Consider the following 16546-nt stretch of genomic DNA (forward strand, 5'->3'; position numbering starts at 1 on the left):
ACCCCAGGCCGAACTCGCGGGTAACGACGGGGGTGGGGTGGTGTGGAGGCCCGGTCCGCGGGTCAGGCGGCCGTGTAACCGAGTTGACGGCGCATGTAGGGCGTCATGAGGCTCTTCGCCTTGGTCAGGGTGGTGGTGCGACTGCCGAGGACGGCGGACTCTCCCCCCGGCACGGGCAGTACGGTCAGTCCGTCGGCGGGGCCGAAGGGCACGATCAGCGGGGTGCGTTGGACCGGGCGGTACAGGCGCGGCTCCTTGCGGTGCTTGCCGGAACTCTGCAGGTAGCCGCGGATGTTGTGGGCGGCGATGTCCGCCTGGGCGAGGGCGGCGGGGGTGATCTTGAGTTCACTGACGTCGTTCACGTCGCCGACGGCGAACACGTCCAGCCTGCCCTCGACCCGGAGCGTCCGGTCGACCTTCACATGCCCGGCTCCGTTGAGCCAGTCACCGTGTCCGGCCAGGCGCAGCCAGAGCGTGTTGGGGGTGGTGCCGGTCGCCCAGAAGGACAGGTCGGCCTCGATGACCGTGCCTCGGGCGTCGCGGTAGGTGCCGAAGTCGTTGCCGGGCGACATGAAGGAGTCGAGCCGCACCTCCACGTCGTGGGACTCCAGCCAGGCCAGGGCTTTGCGCCCCGGACGGGCACTGCCCGTCGAGTCCAGCAGGGCGGGCCCGGAGTGGGCGAGGGTGACCCGGGCGTCCGGGCGGGCGAGACGGATCTCGGCGCTGAGTTCGACACCGCCGGGGCCGCCGCCGACGACCAGGACGTGCTCGGCCGTGGCGACGTTGCGCTGGTGCTCGGCGAAGGACTTGGCCGCTTCCTCGGTCGTGGTGCCGGTGAAGCGGGCCGGGTCGGGGTAGTCGGCGCCGGAGGCGATCACGACCACGTCGTACGGCAGCCGCTCGCCGGTGGCGAGGACGACCTGCCGCTCGGCGGTGTCGATGCGGACGGCCTTGCCGGTGGCCACCCGGCCGTGGCGCAGCAGCCGGTCGTAGGGGATGAAGGGCGTGTGGGTCCACTCGGGGCGCACTCCCGCGCGCAGGGAGGCGATGCGGTGGAAGAAGACCTCCTTACGGTCCACCAGCGTGACCCGGGCCGTGTCGTCCAGCCGTCTGGCCAGCCGGACACCGGCGTAGCCACCGCCGATCACCACTACGTCGCCGTCGTACACAACAGGGTCTCCTGTGCTGGTGGGGGTAGCGAGGGCCGCCGCGGACGGGCCCCGCTCGGGTCGACCCCCGGCGGCCACTCGACTGACGCGAGAGTAGCCCTTGAAAGTTAAAGAGATCCTGAGGTTCCGTGCATGTTCCGTGAAGGGATCGGCGCCTGACCGGCCGTCATCTCCCCCAGATCGTCCGGTAGGCCTCGCGGTAGCCCGACGGGTCCCAGCTGGTGGCGCCCTCGCTGTTGCCTGCCGTGGCGATGTGCACGGGGGCCACGTATCCGCTGTCGGGACGGCCGGCGAAGGCGCGGTTGAACTCGTCGACGATCTGCCAGCCCTGCAGGGACAGCGGCTCGGGCACGGTGGCGGCCTGGTACTGCCTGCTGTTGACGCGCTGGAAGGCGGACGGGTCGCCGTCTCCGGCCCCGATGTTGAACGGCGGTCCGGAGCCCTCTTCGCCGGCGGCGCGGAAGGCGGGGGCCGCATCGGCGAAGTACAGGTCGTTGATGGCCACGGAGTGGGTCCAGCGGTCCTGGAAGCGGGAGAGCAGGGAGGAGATCTCCCGGGGGGTGCGGGTGCTGGCGTCGGGGATCGGGATGTTCTCCACCGAGAGCAGCCGCACCCCCTGGCAGCTCGTCAGCTCCTTGCGGATCAGGTCGGACTTGTTGCGGGCGAAGGGGATCGACGCGTCGGTGATGAGCACGACCCCGGCGCGGCCGTCGGAGTCGGAGATGATCCACTGCGCGCTGATGCGGGCCACGTCCTCGACGCGGGTGGTGACGTTGGTGAAGAGGTCGGGCTGCCGGCTGGGGCCGGGGTCGGGGACGGCGTGCCAGCCAATGAGCGGGATGCGCTGCGCGTTGGCCCGGGCGGCCTGCTGGGCCGTCGAGTCGGGGTCGAACCCGCCGATGACGATGCCCGAGGGCCGCAGGGAGACGGCTTCGCTCATGGCGGCCTGGATGCCGGCCGGGGTGCCGCCGCCGTCGATCACCCGGACGTTCCAGCCGATGGCCCGCGCGGCCTCCCGTACCCCGTTCGCGGCGCCCGCGACACCGGGATTGGTCATGGTCTGGGCGACGTAGACGATGCTCTTGCCGGACACCGCCTCGGGGCCGCTGGTGGGTCCTCCCCAGGGGATGTCGGCCCGCTCGGCCCGGGTGACGGCCTCCCGGGCCCGGGCCTGGACGGTGGGGCAGCCGCTCGGGCCCGTTGCGGTCTCGTCAGCGCCGTCGGATGAACCGCGTTCGCAGCCGGTGAGGGCGGCGGCCGTGGCCAGCAGGGCGCAGGAGGCGAGCCGCGCGGTGCGGACTGCGGGGGCGGCCTTGCGGGTTCGGTGCACGGGGACTCCAGTGAGGGGATCGACGCGGCGGGGCGTGCCGAGAGGGGTCAGGGCGGGGCCGTGCCGTCCGCCCCCGCCGGGGAGGACGGCGGCTGCGCGGCGGGCGCGTCGCGGGCCGCGCCGCCGCGCAGCCGGCGGCGGGCGGCGTATCCGGCCAGGCCCACGGCGATGAGCAGGGTCCCGCCGTTGAACAGCGGGACCGTCCAGAACTCGGCGCCCAGCTGGGCGATGCCGGTGAGGCCGACGGCGAGCACGGCGACGGCGACGACCGTGCCGAGGGCGTTGGGCCGCCCGGGCTTGATCGCCGTGGAGCCGAGGAGGGCGCCGACGAAGGCGGGCAGCAGGTAGTCGAGGCCGACGCTCGGGTTGCCGATCTGCTGCTGGGCGGCGAGCAGCACGCCGGCGAAACCGACGATCAGGCCCGAGGCGGCGAACGCGTAGACGGTGTACCTGCGGGTCGGGATGCCCACGAGGTCGGCCGCGCGTGGGTTCGACCCGACGACGTACAGGTACCGGCCCAGCGGCAGCCGTTCCAGCACCAGCCAGAGGACGGCCGCGAGGGCGAGCACGTAGAAGGCGGGGACCGGCAGGCCGAGGAACGAGGAGTCGTACAGGTCGGTGAACGCGGGCGGCAGGCCCTGAGGGCCCGGGACGATCCGGCCGCCGTCGGTGATCCAGCCGGTCACGGCGTACATCATGCTGCCGGTGCCGAGGGTGGCGATGAAGGAGTCGATCCGGCCGAACTCGACGATGACGCCGTTGAGGACGCCCACCACCAGCCCTCCGGAGAGCACGGCCAGGCAGGCGAGCGGCCAGGGCCACCCCGCGTTGACGACGAGCTGGAGCACCATCACATGGGCCAGGCCGAGGCCGTAGCCGATGGAGAGGTCGAACGCGCCGGTGACGACGGGCACCATGGCGGCGAGCGCGAGGACGGCCGGGATCGACTGGGTGGACAGGATCGAGTCGACGGTGTCCAGCGTGGGGAAGGTGTCCGGCAGGGCGAGGGAGAAGACCAGGTAGAGCAGGGCGGTGAGGGCGAGCAGGCCGTAGGCGCCGACGTGGTGGCCGCCGGGGCGGTGGCGCGGCCGGCGCGGCGTCACGGGTGACCGGCTGTGGACGGGGGCATGGCCGAGGCCGCCCGGGTCAGTCCGGCGACGGTGAGGGCGGGGCCGCTGAGTTCGGCCGTCACCGTTCCGCGCACGAAGACCAGCGTGCGCCGGCACACGCTCGCCACCTCCTCGAAGTCGGTGGACAGCAGCAGTACCGCGAGGCCCGCCTCCAGCGCCTCGTTCAGGAGGCGGTGGACGGCGGCCTTGGCGCCGACGTCGACGCTCGCGGTCGGCTCCTCCAGGATCAGCAGCCGCAGGTCCGTCCGCAGCCAGCGGCCGATCATGACCTTCTGCTGGTTCCCGCCGGACAGCGTGGCGATGGGGGTCTCGCTGTCGCGGGGCCGCACCGAGAAGCGGTCCATCAGGGCGGCGGCCCGGGCCCGTTCACCGCGGGGGCCGATCCAGCGTGCAGCCGCCGCGCCGCCCGCGCGGGGGTTCGCCAGGAGGTTCTCCCGTACGGTCAGCTCGGCGAGGCAGCCCTCCCGCAGCCGGTCGCCCGGCACCAGGCCGACCCCGAGGGCGACGGCCTCCGCGACCGTGCGGGGCCGGTACGGCCGCCCGTGCAGGAGGACCCGCCCGTCCAGGAGGGGCCGGGCGCCGGCGAGGGCGCGGCCGAGGTCCATGTGCCCGGCGCCGGAGAGGCCGACCAGGCCGAGGACCTCCCCGGCCGCGAGCTCGAAACGGACGGGTCCGGCCCGGGCGGTGCGCACACCGTCGAGGGTCAGGACGGGCGCTGCGCCGGCCGGGGTCCTGGCGGGGCGGTGGACGGGCGGCTCGTCCGCCTCGCCGACGATGTCGCGGACCAGACGCGCCGGGCTGTGGCCGGCGAGCCGTCCGTGGCTGACGACCCGGCCGTCCCGCAGGACGGCGAAGAGGTCGGCGACCCGGTACACCTCGTCCAGGCGGTGGCTGACGTAGAGGACGGCGTGCCCGCGGTCGCGCAGGTCGTGCAGGACGCGGAAGAGCCGGGCGCAGTCCGCGGCGGGCAGGCGGGCGGTCGGCTCGTCCAGGACGATGAGCCGCGCGCGTGCCGCGAGGGCGCGGGCGATGGCGACCAGCGAGCGGTCGGCCGGTGCGAGGCCGGAAACCGGCGTGTCCGGGTCGAGGTGGGCGGCGACGATCCCCAGGGCCTCGACACAGCGCGCACGGGTGCGCCGCCAGGAGATCAGCCCGGTCCGGCGCCCGTACCCGATGGTCAGGGCGATGTTCTCGGCGACGGTCATCCACTCCACGAGACCGAGGTCCTGGTGGATGAACGACATGGTCCGGGTGGCGGTGGGGCTGCCGAGGGGTTCCCCGGCGACGGTGATCCGCCCCGCGTCGGCGGGATGGACTCCGGCGAGGATCTTGATGAGCGTGGACTTCCCTGCGCCGTTGGGCCCGAGTAGGGCGAGGACACTGCCGGGGCGGACGTCGAGGTCGGCCCCGGCCAGCGCGACGGTTCCGCCGAACCGCTTGCTGAGTCCGCGGATCCGGACCAGGGGTTCCGGCCCGGGGGGTGAAGCCGCCTCCGGGGGCGTGTCGGGAGCGTCGCGCACTCGATCAAATTACAGCATTTCGGGCATTTTTCGGCTCGCTGCGACGCCAATGAGACGCGCCCTCCGGGCGGCCGGCGCGGGAGCGGCGGGCAGCCGGACCGGGCCGGTGGACACGTCGCGCCGCCTCACGCCGCCTCACCCCACGTCACGCCGCCTCACGCAGCCTCATGCCGCGTCGAGATCGCATTCGGCCCAGATGACCTTGCCCTCGGGCAGGTAGCGGGTGCCCCAGCTCTGCGAGAGCTGGGCGACGAGGAACAGACCGCGTCCGCCCTCGTCCGTACTGGCCGCCCGGCGCAGATGCGGTGCGGTGTTGCTGGCGTCGGAGACCTCGCAGATCAGCGTCCTGCCGTAGAGCAGCCGCACCCGGATCGGCGCGGCTCCGTGCCGGATGGCGTTGGTGATCAGCTCGCTGAGGATCAGCTCCGCGGCGAACCCGGTCTCGTCGAGTCCCCGGTCGGACAGCCACCGCATGGCGGACGCCCGGACCTCGCCGACGCGGGCCGGGTCGGCGGACAGCTCCCAGTTGGCGATCCGGCCGGGGTCCATGGCGTGGACGCGGGCGACGAGCAGGGCGATGTCGTCGTGCGGGTGCGTGGGCGCCACGGTGTCCAGGATTGCCTGGCAGGTCTCCTCGGGGGCGCGCTCGGGATGGGCCAGGGCCTCGCGCAACTGCTCCAGGACCGCGTCGACGTCGCGGTTCCGGTCCTCGATGAGCCCGTCGGTGTACAGGACCAGCTGGCTGCCCTCGGGCAGGCCGACCTCGACGGCGTCGAAGGGCAGGCCGCCGAGGCCGAGCGGGGGTCCGGCGGGCAGGTCGGGGTAGGTCACGGTGCCGTCGGGACGGACGACGGCGGGTGGCGGGTGTCCGGCGCGGGCCATCAGGCACCGCTGCGCGGTCGGGTCGTAGACGGCGTAGAGGCAGGTCGCACCGATGACGCCGGCGCCCTTGCCGTCGGGGTCCTCCCGGTCCAGACGGCCCACCAGGTTGTCCAGGTGGGTGAGGACCTCGTCGGGCGGGAAGTCGAGCTCGGCGAAACTGCGGGCGGCGGTGCGCAGCCGGCCCATGGTGGCCGCGGAGAGCATGCCGTGGCCGACGACGTCGCCGACGAGGAGGCCGACGCGGGCACCGGACAGCGGGATGACGTCGTACCAGTCGCCGCCCACGTCGGACTCGGCGGGCAGGTAGCGATGTGCTACCTCGACGGCGTCCTGGTCGGGCAGGCCGTGCGGGAGGAGCCGGCGCTGGAGGGCCAGGACCATGGTGCGCTCATGGGTGTAGCGCCGGGCGTTGTCGATGGACAGGGCGGCGCGGGAGGCTAGCTCCTGGGCCAGGGAGCGGTCGTCGTCCCCGAAGGAGCTGCCCGCGCGGTAGAAGGAGGCGACGCCCAGGACGACACCGCGGGCGAGCAGCGGTACCGCGATGAGGGAGTGGACGTGGGCCAGCAGGCGTTCGGTGTGCTCGGGGTCCTGGGCGAGCCAGCCCGCGGCGGCGTTGAGATCCGGCTCCAGCACGGCCTCGCTGCTGCTGAGGCAGCGCAGCTGGGGCGTGGTCGGGCCGAAGTCGACGCGCTTGCCGGGGGGCGTGAAGGGCAGACCCCCACGGATGCCGTGGACGACCGTGCGGCGCAGGTCGGCGATGGGGTCGGCGGACTCCTCGCCGCGCAGCACGGCGTCGGGCAGGTCGATGGTGACGAAGTCGGCCAGTCCGGGGGCCGCGGTCTCGGCCAGCTCCTCGGCCGTGCGGCGCACGTCCAGGGTGGTGCCGATGCGGGTGCTGGCCTCGGACAGCAGCTCCAGACGGCGGCGCGCGGCCAGGGCGTAGGCCCCGACCTGCGGCTCCCCCAGCATCACCAGTCCCCGGGCCGGGAACGCCGCCTCGGAGTGCTCCCCGGCGGAAACCCGTCCGCCCCTGTCGGCCGCGGCCGGCCCGGAGGGGCTCCGGTCGCTGCCGGCGGGGGCGGGCCCGGAGGGGCTCCGGTCGCTGTCCGTCGTCGTCGGCTGGGTGGTGGTCCGTTCGCCGGCCGCCACGGCAGGTCCGGCAGGGGTGCGCGCCGAGTCGGGCTCGGCGGACTTCGAGGGCTCGGCGGGCGTCGCGGGCTCGGCGGACGTGACGGGGCCGGCCGTCCCGCCGGGCCTCGTCGTTCCGCCGTCTCCGTCGGTCGTGACGAGCGGCCCGGAGGGTGCGGCGAGGTGCCCGGACGGCAGGGTGATCGCCGGGCGGGCCGCGGAGAGCGGGACGGCGGGGGCGGTGAGGGCGGCCAGGTCGTCCGCCTGGTGCGGTATGACGAGCGGCTCGCCCGCCGCAGGGCCGGGCAGCACGGCCTCGATGGCGATGCCCTGCACACCGGAGCCGCTGGTCACCGGACGGCTCACGAGCGTCACACGCCGCCCGTCGGGCAGGGTCACCTCGACGGCTCCCCGCTGCGCACCGGAGATCAGCTCGGCCGCCTTCTCCCGCAGGATCGCCTGATCGCGGAGAGGGAACTCGTTCGCCACCGCGTCCAGTGCCACACCGCGGTGAAGACCGGCGGTCCCGGCCCCGGCGGCCAGGTACGTCCGCAGCAGGGCGCGCTCACGCGCGGAGCTCTGCCCCAGCAGGCGCCGTTCGATGCCCTCGGCCGCCCTGCGGATCGCGACGCCCAGTGCGGGCCTCTCGAAGCCGCGCGGATAGCCGAGGCACAGGACACCCTCGATGCGTCCGCTGAGCGGGTCACGGACGGGCAGCGCGACGCAGGCGTTCTGCTGGGCGCGCTCCGCGAAGTGCTCGGCACCGTAGACGCGGATGAGCTGCCGCTCCGCCAGGGCCAGCCCGATGCCGTTGGTGCCGGCCACCTGCTCGGCGAACACGAACCCCGGGACGACCTGGATGTCGGGGAGGCTCCTGGTCATCGACGGATCCCCGAAGCGGCGCAGCAGCACCGTCCCGTTCGCGTCGGCGACCGAGATGTTGACCTGGCTGCCGGCGAACGTGGCCTGCAGCCGGTCGAGGACGGGCACGGCCGCCCGGACGATACGGCCGCCCGGGTCGAAGTCCTCCCGGTAGGGCAGGTCGAGCGCGTCCGGCGACAGGCCCAGGGACCGGCAGCGCTGCCACGAGTCCAGGATGGACGTCCGCACACCCGTCTCGACCGGCTCACCCTGGAGGAACAGCTCGCGGAGGCTGGCAGGTCCCGTGCCGTCCGTCGCACGCCCCGCCGGCCTGGGTTCCTCGCCGGACCGAACCACGCTTCGCCTCACTTGCGCCCGCGACAATCCGCTGCTCGGAAGAGAATCTGGCATTGATGAGGATACGGGCATTACGGGCGGTCGTCACGGCACGCCAGGGCCATGCGGGTCCCACGACCGCCGGGCCGGGGCCGTGGGACCGCGCTCACCCCAGGAAACTCAGGCGTACCTTCCGTTCCGGGTTGTCCTTGTTGGTGTCCACCAGGCACACCGACTGCCAGGTGCCGAGCTCCAGCCGGCCGCCCAGCACCGGCAGGGTCGCGTGCGGCGGGACCAGGGCGGGCAGAACGTGGTCGCGGCCGTGGCCGGGACTGCCGTGCCGGTGCTGCCAGCGGTCGTCGGCGGGCAGCAGCGTGTGCAGCGCGGCCAGGAGGTCGTCGTCGCTGCCGGCACCGGTCTCCAGGACGGCGATACCGGCCGTCGCGTGCGGGACGAAGACGTTGAGGAGGCCGTCGCGGCCGGCCGCCGCCTCGCGCAGGAAGGACTCGCAGTCGCCGGTGATGTCGAGGACCCGCTCCGCGGCGCCGGTGCTGAGGTTCAGGACTCGGGTGGTGAAGACATCTGACATGCCCCCATCCTGACGCACACGCAGCAATTCCCCGGGCCCCGCCGGGCCGGTCGGCGATAGGGGCGCCCCATCGCCGGGACACCGTTGCCCGTTTGCCCGCCGCGGCCGTGAGGGCCCCCGCCGGGGCGGGGGACCCGCGCTTCACGGCCTGGTGACCACCGAGCCGTCGTAGACGTTGTCCGGGGTCGCGACCGCGGTGATCGCCCGGGCGAGCAGCGTCGACGGTTCCTGGCCCTCGACCACGACGTCAGTGTTGATCATGATGACCAGGGAGGCGTGCTGGGAGGGCAGGTAGACGGTCACGGTCTCGTAGCCCGGGATCGAACCGTTGTGCCCGATCCAGCCGTTGGTCTCGAAGATGCCGAGGCCGTAGTCGGTCCCGGGGTAGCCGGTGGGCAGCGTCCGCAGCCGCTGCGCCTGGGTCTCGGGGCTGAGCAGTTCGCCGGTGGCGACGACCTTCGCCCAGCGGCGCAGGTCGTGCAGGTCGGAGATCATCGCCCCGGCCGCCCAGGCCCAGCTGGGGTTCCAGGGGGTGACGTCCTCGACCTCGCCGCTGAGCGTCTGGTCGGTGTAGCCGCGCGGGTGCGGCTCGGGGAACTCGTCGTGCTGCGGGAACAGGGTGTGGCGCAGGCCGGCCGGGCGGAGCACCCGCTCGTGGATGACGTCGGCGAGCTGGCAGCCGGTGACCTTCTCGATCACCAGGCCGAGCAGGACGAGGTTGGAGTTGGAGTACTGGAAGTCCGCGCCCGGCCCGAAGGTGTTCGCGTGCCGGAAGCCGTAGGTGAGCACCTCGCGGGGGTCGAAGTAGCGCCCCGGGTCGCTCAGCAGGTCGTGGACGAAGGCGGCGTCGGCGGTGTACGGGAACAGGCCGCTGCGCATCCCGGCGAGCTGGCGCAGCGTGATCCGGTGGCCGTTCGGCACGCCCCTGACGTACTTCGCGATCGGGTCGTCCAGCCCGATCCGGCCGTCGTCCACGAGCTGGAGCAGCGCGGTGACCGTGAAGGTCTTGGTCTCGCTGCCGATCCGGACGGAGGAGTCGGCGGCCATCGGCATGCGGGTGACGATGTCGGCCACGCCGGTGGCGCGGACGTAGCTGCCCCTGCCGGGCATCCACAGCCCGACGACGACACCGGGGATACCGGCCCGCTCGCGGACTTCCGCGACGGCCCGGTCGAGCCGTTCGGTGAGGGCGGGCCCGAGACCGCGCCGCGGGATGTCGTCGTGGTCGTGCCGGGCGGTGGCGGGGGCCGGGGCGGCGGTGGCGGGCATCGTCACCATCGGGGCCGACACGGACGCCACGAGCAGTGCCGCGGCGAGCAGACGGCGGGAGGGAGTACGTCTCATGGGGGGCGCCTCTTCCGGACGGGGCGGGACGCAAGGACATCACCATCCGCGTCCGTGGCGGAGACCGCCTTGCGGTCCGCGAGGGGAGGAGTCCACTCGTTCGGAGCCGCGCGAGCCACCCGCCGGGAAGATCCACGGCCCCGTCCCGGTTGGTAGAATCGTGAACAACACACGCGAGGTCGAGGTAGTCGTCATCGGCGCGGGGCAGGCCGGGCTGGCCGGCGCCTACCACCTGCGGCGATCCGGTTTCGAGCCGGACCGCGACTTCGTCGTGCTGGACCACTCCCCCGCTCCCGGCGGCGCCTGGCAGTTCCGGTGGCCGTCGCTGACGTACGGCAAGGTGCACGGGATGCACGCCCTGCCGGGCATGGAGCTCACGGACGCGGACCCGGCACGGCCGTCCGCCGAGGTGATCGGCGCGTACTTCGACCGCTACGAGCGGACCTTCGGCCTGCGGGTCAGGCGCCCGGTGGACGTACGGGCCGTGCGCGAGGGGCCCGGCGGACGACTGCTCGTGGAGACCTCGGACGGCGTCTGGTCGGCGCGGGCGCTGATCAACGCGACCGGCACCTGGGACCGGCCGTTCTGGCCCCGCTATCCGGGCCAGGAGACCTTCCGGGGGCGGCAGTTGCACACCGCGCAGTACCCCGGGCCCGAGGAGTTCGCCGGACAGCGGGTCGTGGTGGTGGGCGGCGGCGCCTCGGGCACCCAGCACCTGCTGGAGATCGCCTCGCACGCGGCGGCCACCACCTGGGTGACGCGGCGCCCGCCCGTCTTCCGCGAGGGTCCCTTCGACGAGGGCGCGGGCCGCGCCGCGGTCGCGCTCGTCGAGGAACGGGTCCGGCAGGGGCTGCCGCCCCGCAGTGTCGTGTCCGTCACCGGGCTGCCGCTCAACGACGCGATCCGGCAGGGCATCGAGGACGGAGTGCTCGACCGGCAGCCGATGTTCGACCGCATCTCGCCCACGGGAGTGGACTGGAACGACGGTCGCCATGCCGACGCCGACGTCATCCTCTGGGCCACCGGCTTCCGCGCCGCCATCGACCACCTCGCCCCGCTCCGGCTGCGCTCCCCCGGCGGCGGCATCCGCATGGAGGGCACGCACGCGGCCGCGGACCCCCGCATCCATCTCGTCGGCTACGGCCCGTCGGCCAGCACGATCGGAGCCAACCGGGCCGGCCGCGCGGCCGTACGGGACATCAGGCGGCTGCTGGAGCGGGAGCCGGCGGCGGCGTGACGGGGGCGGGGCCCAGCAGGCCATCGCCGGGACGCCGCGTGAAGGGGGCGGAGCTCACCGGGTCATCGCCGGGACGCGGCGTGACGCGGGACGGGGTCCACCGGGTCAACCCCGGGACGCGGCGTGACGCGGGACGGGGTCCCCCGGCCCGCGCGCGTCCTCACCTGGCCGCCTGCGCCCCGCTCTTCTTCCTCTGCGCGTTGAACTCCGCGACGTTGCGCTGGTGTTCCTGGTAGTCGGCGGTGAAGCGGGTGTCTCCCGGCCGGACCGTGACGAAGTACAGCCAGTTGCCCGGGGTCGGGTTGATGGCCGCGCGCATCGCCTCGTCGCCCGGGTTGTCGATGGGCGTGGGCGGTAGGCCCATGCGCTGGTACGAGTTGTAGGGACTGTCGATCCGGGTGTCGTTCTCCGTCGTACGCAGGGTGGAGCGGTTCAGGGCGTAGTTGATGGTGGAGTCCATCTGCAACGGCATGCCGCGTTCAAGGCGGTTGAAGATGACCCGGGCGACCTTGCCCATGTCGGCCTTGGTCGCCGCCTCCGCCTGGACGATGCTCGCGATGGTGACGGCCTGGTACACGTTCATGGCGTTGCGCTGCGCCCCGGCGGCGATGGGCGCACGGTTGAACCGGTCGTTGGCGGTGTCGACCATCAGCGCGAGGAGCTTGTCCGGCGTGGTGTTCTCCTGGAGCCGATAGGTGGCCGGGAAGAGGTAGCCCTCCGGGTTGCCCTCGGCGTCGTTGGGCAGTTTCAGCGCGGCCTTGTCCAGGGACTTCCTGGTGCTGCCGGCGGGCAGGGCGAGGGCCTTGTCGACGGCCGCGTAGACCTGGCTCGCACGCCAGCCCTCGGGGACGGCCAGGGTCGCGGGCCGGCTCTCCTCCTCGGCCCCCAGGGTCAGCAGCGGCACCGCCACGGCGGTACCGACCACGACGGCTCCGGTCACGACGAGGGCGATGCGGCCCCGGCGCGTCAGTCGAATCGTGCTCCGTGGCGGAGTGTTCTTCTGCATGCGGGCACGGTAACCCGCATAACGTCACAAACCCGGCATATTTTCATCTTGTCGGTTCCAGTTGGGCGTCCCGGCGTACGAGCGCCGCGTACCGGCCGCCCTCCTCCAGGAGTTCCTCGTGCGTACCGCGTTCGACCGCGTGGCCCGAGTCGAGGACCACGATCTGGTCGGCGCCGCGCACGGTGGACAGCCGGTGGGCGATGGTGAGAGTGGTGCGGTTCGCCGACAGGGCGTCGATGGCGTCCTGGACGGCGGCTTCGGTCCGGGTGTCCAGCGCGCTGGTGGCCTCGTCGAGGATGAGAACCGGCGGGTCGCGCAGGATGGTGCGGGCGATGGCCAGGCGCTGCTTCTCACCGCCGGAGAAGCGGTGGCCGCGCTCGCCGACGACGGTGTCGTAGCCGTCGGGCAGGGCGGCGATGTGGTCGTGGATCTGGGCCGCCCGGGCCGCCTGGTGGAGTTCCTCGTCGGTGGCGTCGGGCTTGGCGAAGCGCAGGTTGTCGGCGACGGAGGCGTGGAAGAGGTACGTCTCCTGCGAGACGACGCCGACCGCACGGGCCAGGGTGTCGAAGTCGAGGTCGCGGACGTCGACCCCGTCGAGGGTGACGCTGCCGCCGGTCACGTCGTAGAGCCGGGGCACCAGATAGCCGAGGGTGGACTTGCCGGCGCCGGTGGGGCCGACGATCGCGAGGCTGCCGCCGGCCGGGACGGTGAGGTCGATGCCGTCGAGGACCGGGCCGTCCTTGCCGTCGTAGCCGAAGGAGACGTTCTCGAAGCGGACCTCGCCCTTGATCTGGTCGAGGCGGACCGGGTCGGGGCGTTCGGTGATGTCGACCGGCAGGTCGAGGTACTCGAAGATGCGCTGGAAGAGGGCGAGGGAGCTCTGGATCTGCACACCGGTCGACAGCAGGCTCACGGCCGGGCGGAACAGGCCCTGCTGGAGCGAGACGAAGGCGACGATCGTGCCGATGGAGACCGCGGGGCCGCCGAGCTGGAGGGCCATGCCGGCGGTCCAGTAGATGACGGCGGGCAGGGCGGCCATGACGATCGTGATGACGGCCATGCGCCAGCGCCCGGCCATGTTCGACCGGACCTCCAGGTCGACGAGCTCCTCGGACTCGTCGGAGAAGGACTTGGTCAGCGAGTCGGAGCGGCCCATCGTGCGGCCGAGCAGGATGCCGCTGACGGAGAGCGACTCGGTGACCGTGGCGGCCATGGCGGCCATCTGCTTCTGGCGCTGGGTGGTGATCCTCCGGCGTTCGTTGCCGACGCGGCGGCTGATCCACACGAACACCGGCAGCAACAGCAGGGAGACGACCGTCAGGCGCCAGTCGAGGGCCAGCATCGCGACGATCGTGGCGACCACGCTGGTGACGTTGGAGACCAGGGAGGTCGCGGTGGAGGTGACGGTGGCCTGCATGCCGCCGATGTCGTTGGCGATGCGGGACTGCACCTCGCCCGTGCGCGTACGGGTGAAGAAGGCGAGGGACATGCGCTGGAGCCGGCCGTAGACGGCGGTGCGCAGATCGTGCATGACGCGCTGGCCGACCGTCGTGGAGATCAGGGTCTGGAGGACGCCGAAGACGCTGGTCAGGACGGCGCTGAGGATCATCCCCAGGGCGAGCAGGCTGAGCAGGCCCGTGCGCCCCTGGGGGATCGCTACGTCGAGGATCTCCTTCAGCAGGAAGGGCGTGGCGACCGAGACCAGCGAGGCGGCGGCGACCAGCAGCCCGACGATCGCGAGACGGCCCCGGTAGGGGCGGAAGAGGCCGAGGATGCGGCGGACCTGCCGGGGCTGCTCCTTGGAGTCGGCCGGCGGGGTCCAGGGGGCTTCACGGTCGGGATGCATGGGCTCCTACGAGGGATGCGGCGGATCGGATCACAGCTCATTGTTACCTATGCTCACAATGAACTGCATCCTGATATTGTTCCCGCATGACCACGCCCGACGCCGACGGCCTGCTCGCCGAGCAGTTGCTGCGGCTCACCCGCCGGGTGCACCGCATCCAGAAACGCCATCTGGAGCACCGCGACCTCGGCATCACTCCGGCCCAGTCCCGGCTGTTGCGCACGCTGGCGCACTGGGGCTCGCCGCCGCGCATGGCCGACCTGGCCGAGCGCCTTGAGGTGGTGCCGCGGGCCGTCACGACGCTGGTCGACGGTCTGGAGGCGAGCGGCAAGGTGCGGCGGGTCCCGGACCCGGCGAACCGGCGGGTGATCCGCATCGAGCTCACGGACGACGGCCGGGGCGCGTTGCGCGAGCTGCGGGCGGCGCGCAGGTCGGCCGCGGAGGAGATCCTCGCGCCGCTGACGGGGGATCAGCGGGAGGCGCTCGGGGGGTTGCTGGACACGCTGATCGACGGGACGCCGGCGGGGACTTGCTGAGGGAACGGGACACGACAGTGGGCCGCGGCCTCCGCTCGTCCTGCCGGAGCGGAGGCCGCGGCCCACTGGGTTCCGGTCAACCGGCCTCGGGAGCGGGCTCCTTGAGCTCCTTGGGCTTCTGGGCCGGGATGCCCGGCGCCAGCGCCTCGGCGCCGGTCTCACCGCCGGGGTCCTTCTCACTGCCGGGGTCTTTCTCGCCGCCGAGGGCCTTCTCGGCGCCGACGCCCGTCTCGTCGTCGCCCGGCGTGGAGGTGTCCTCCCCGTCGAGGACCCTCTTCGCCCGGTCGGTGTCCAGGGCCCCCTCCCAGCGGGACACCGCGAAGACGGCGACGCAGTTGCCGAGCAGGTTGGTGACGACGCGCATCGAGTCCATGATGCGGTCCACGCCCAGCAGCAGCGCGACGGCCCCGGCGGGGATCGCCCCCAGGGAGGAGGCGGTCGCGGACAGGGCGAGGAACGCCGACCCGGGGATCCCCGCCATGCCCTTGCTGGTCAGCATCAGCACCAGGACGACGGTGACCTGCTGACCGAGGCTCAGATCCACACCCACGGCCTGGGCGATGAACAGCGTGCCGATGGACAGGTAGAGCGACGCGCCGTCGAGGTTGAAGGAGTAGCCGGTGGGGAGCACCAGCCCCACGGCGTCGTCACGTGCACCGGCCCGGCGCAGCTTCTGCATCACGCGCGGCATGACCGACTCGGTGGACGCGGTACCGAGGGCGAGCAGCATCTCCTCGCGGATGTAGCGCAGGAACTTCCACAGGCTGAGGCCGGTCACGGCCTTCAGGGCGACGGCCAGCAGCGCGATGAAGAGCGCCGCCGCCACGTAACAGAGCACGATGAGCTTGGCGTACGTCCGCATCACACCCAGGCCGTAGTTGCCGACCAGGTGGGCCATCGCGCCGAACACCGCGATCGGGGCGAGCCGCATGATGAAGCCGACGACCGCGAAGATGATCTCCTGGGCCTGCTCGATCGCGGGCAGGATCTTCGGCACCTTGGTGTGCCCGAGGTGCAGCAGGGCGGCACCCACCAGGCAGGCGAGGATCAGGACTTGGAGGAGCTCATTGTCGGCGAAGGCGCCGATGAAACTCTGCGGCAGCGCGTTCAGGACGAACTCGGTCGTCGTGGGCAGGTGGCCCCCGCCCGTCGTCTCCTGCACCGCCGCGGCGTCGAGCGAGGAGGGGTCGACGTTCATGCCCCTGCCCGGGCCGACGACGTTGGCGGTGACGAGACCGATGACCAGGGCTGCCGTCGAGGCGATCTCGAACCAGATGAGGGCTTTGACCCCGATCCGGCCGAACGCCTTCAGGTCACCGGCCTTGGCGATGCCGACGACGACCACGCAGAACACCAGGGGCGAGATCACGGTCTTGATGAGCCGGGTGAAACCGTCGCCGAGCGGCTGGAGAGCCGTGGCCGTGTCCGGCCACAGCTTTCCGACGACGATTCCGAGGACGAGCGCGCAGGTAACCTGCGCGAAAAGCGAGGTACGTAGAGTGCGTGCGACGCGTCGCGGGAGGGACGGTACGGACGGGGGCACGAAGCCTCCTAGGGGGACGGGACGCACAGAAGCCGGAGGGGACTTCTGTGATGCGGAAAGCGGCTTCCGTTTCCGAACACTCTGGAGGC

12 protein-coding genes are annotated in these 16546 nt (G+C 72.8%); 2 read left to right on the forward strand and 10 right to left on the reverse strand.

Features of this window, described 5'->3' with window-relative positions; genetic code table 11:
* Positions 1 to 62: 62 nt before the first annotated feature.
* The 7 genes from RFN52_RS05040 to RFN52_RS05070 form a co-directional block, all read right to left on the reverse strand.
* Entirely contained in the window at positions 63 to 1169 is a 1107-nt protein-coding gene (locus RFN52_RS05040; protein ID WP_184842907.1) for an NAD(P)/FAD-dependent oxidoreductase, read from the reverse strand.
* Positions 1170 to 1335: 166 nt separating this feature from the next.
* On the reverse strand, positions 1336 to 2499 hold the full coding sequence (locus tag RFN52_RS05045) for a substrate-binding domain-containing protein (protein ID WP_184842909.1): 1164 nt from the start codon (positions 2497 to 2499) through the stop codon (positions 1336 to 1338).
* A gap of 47 nt (positions 2500 to 2546) precedes the next feature.
* The gene (locus RFN52_RS05050) at positions 2547 to 3602 is read right to left on the reverse strand and encodes an ABC transporter permease (protein WP_184842912.1); all 1056 of its coding nucleotides are present in this window, start codon (positions 3600 to 3602) and stop codon (positions 2547 to 2549) included.
* Positions 3599 to 5149 carry a sugar ABC transporter ATP-binding protein gene (locus RFN52_RS05055; RefSeq protein ID WP_184842915.1) on the reverse strand — a complete coding sequence of 517 codons (1551 nt, stop codon included), beginning with the start codon at positions 5147 to 5149 and terminating at the stop codon, positions 3599 to 3601. Before RFN52_RS05055 ends, RFN52_RS05050 begins: the two co-directional genes overlap by 4 nt.
* A gap of 165 nt (positions 5150 to 5314) precedes the next feature.
* Positions 5315 to 8377, reverse strand: a complete 3063-nt coding sequence (locus RFN52_RS05060) for a SpoIIE family protein phosphatase (protein ID WP_184842918.1) — start codon at positions 8375 to 8377, stop codon at positions 5315 to 5317.
* Between the two features lie 145 nt (positions 8378 to 8522).
* The gene (locus tag RFN52_RS05065; protein ID WP_062925484.1) at positions 8523 to 8945 is read right to left on the reverse strand and encodes a YjbQ family protein; all 423 of its coding nucleotides are present in this window, start codon (positions 8943 to 8945) and stop codon (positions 8523 to 8525) included.
* A 141-nt stretch (positions 8946 to 9086) separates the two neighbouring features.
* On the reverse strand, positions 9087 to 10289 hold the full coding sequence (locus tag RFN52_RS05070; protein WP_184842921.1) for a serine hydrolase domain-containing protein: 1203 nt from the start codon (positions 10287 to 10289) through the stop codon (positions 9087 to 9089).
* 160 nt (positions 10290 to 10449) lie between these two features.
* On the opposite strand from RFN52_RS05070, the gene RFN52_RS05075 reads away from it, so the two are divergent.
* Positions 10450 to 11526, forward strand: a complete 1077-nt coding sequence (locus RFN52_RS05075; protein WP_184842924.1) for an NAD(P)-binding domain-containing protein — start codon at positions 10450 to 10452, stop codon at positions 11524 to 11526.
* A 160-nt stretch (positions 11527 to 11686) separates the two neighbouring features.
* Here RFN52_RS05075 and mltG read toward each other — a convergent pair whose 3' ends face one another.
* Together mltG and RFN52_RS05085 are read right to left on the reverse strand one after the other, a co-directional pair.
* Positions 11687 to 12532 carry an endolytic transglycosylase MltG gene (gene mltG, locus RFN52_RS05080; protein WP_184842928.1) on the reverse strand — a complete coding sequence of 282 codons (846 nt, stop codon included), beginning with the start codon at positions 12530 to 12532 and terminating at the stop codon, positions 11687 to 11689.
* Positions 12533 to 12575: 43 nt separating this feature from the next.
* A complete protein-coding gene (locus RFN52_RS05085; protein ID WP_184842931.1) occupies positions 12576 to 14378 on the reverse strand; it encodes an ABC transporter ATP-binding protein in 1803 nt (600 codons plus the stop codon).
* An 86-nt stretch (positions 14379 to 14464) separates the two neighbouring features.
* Here RFN52_RS05085 and RFN52_RS05090 point away from each other — a divergent pair, with 86 nt between their 5' ends.
* A complete protein-coding gene (locus RFN52_RS05090; protein WP_184842934.1) occupies positions 14465 to 14914 on the forward strand; it encodes a MarR family winged helix-turn-helix transcriptional regulator in 450 nt (149 codons plus the stop codon).
* A 76-nt stretch (positions 14915 to 14990) separates the two neighbouring features.
* Here the strand turns inward: RFN52_RS05090 and RFN52_RS05095 are convergent, their stop codons facing one another.
* Positions 14991 to 16457, reverse strand: a complete 1467-nt coding sequence (locus tag RFN52_RS05095; protein WP_184842937.1) for a cation:dicarboxylate symporter family transporter — start codon at positions 16455 to 16457, stop codon at positions 14991 to 14993.
* Positions 16458 to 16546 lie beyond the last annotated feature (89 nt).

Origin of the sequence: Streptomyces collinus (assembly GCF_031348265.1) — a bacterium.
Classification (GTDB): Bacteria; Actinomycetota; Actinomycetes; order Streptomycetales; family Streptomycetaceae; genus Streptomyces; species Streptomyces collinus.

Coding starts and splice junctions, on each gene's coding strand:
- mltG (WP_184842928.1), bottom strand. CDS start 12,532: ATGCAGAAGAACACTCCGCCACGGAGCACGATTCGACTGACGCGCCGG.
- RFN52_RS05070 (WP_184842921.1), bottom strand. CDS start 10,289: ATGAGACGTACTCCCTCCCGCCGTCTGCTCGCCGCGGCACTGCTCGTG.
- RFN52_RS05065 (WP_062925484.1), bottom strand. CDS start 8,945: ATGTCAGATGTCTTCACCACCCGAGTCCTGAACCTCAGCACCGGCGCC.
- RFN52_RS05085 (WP_184842931.1), bottom strand. CDS start 14,378: ATGCATCCCGACCGTGAAGCCCCCTGGACCCCGCCGGCCGACTCCAAG.
- RFN52_RS05090 (WP_184842934.1), top strand. CDS start 14,465: ATGACCACGCCCGACGCCGACGGCCTGCTCGCCGAGCAGTTGCTGCGG.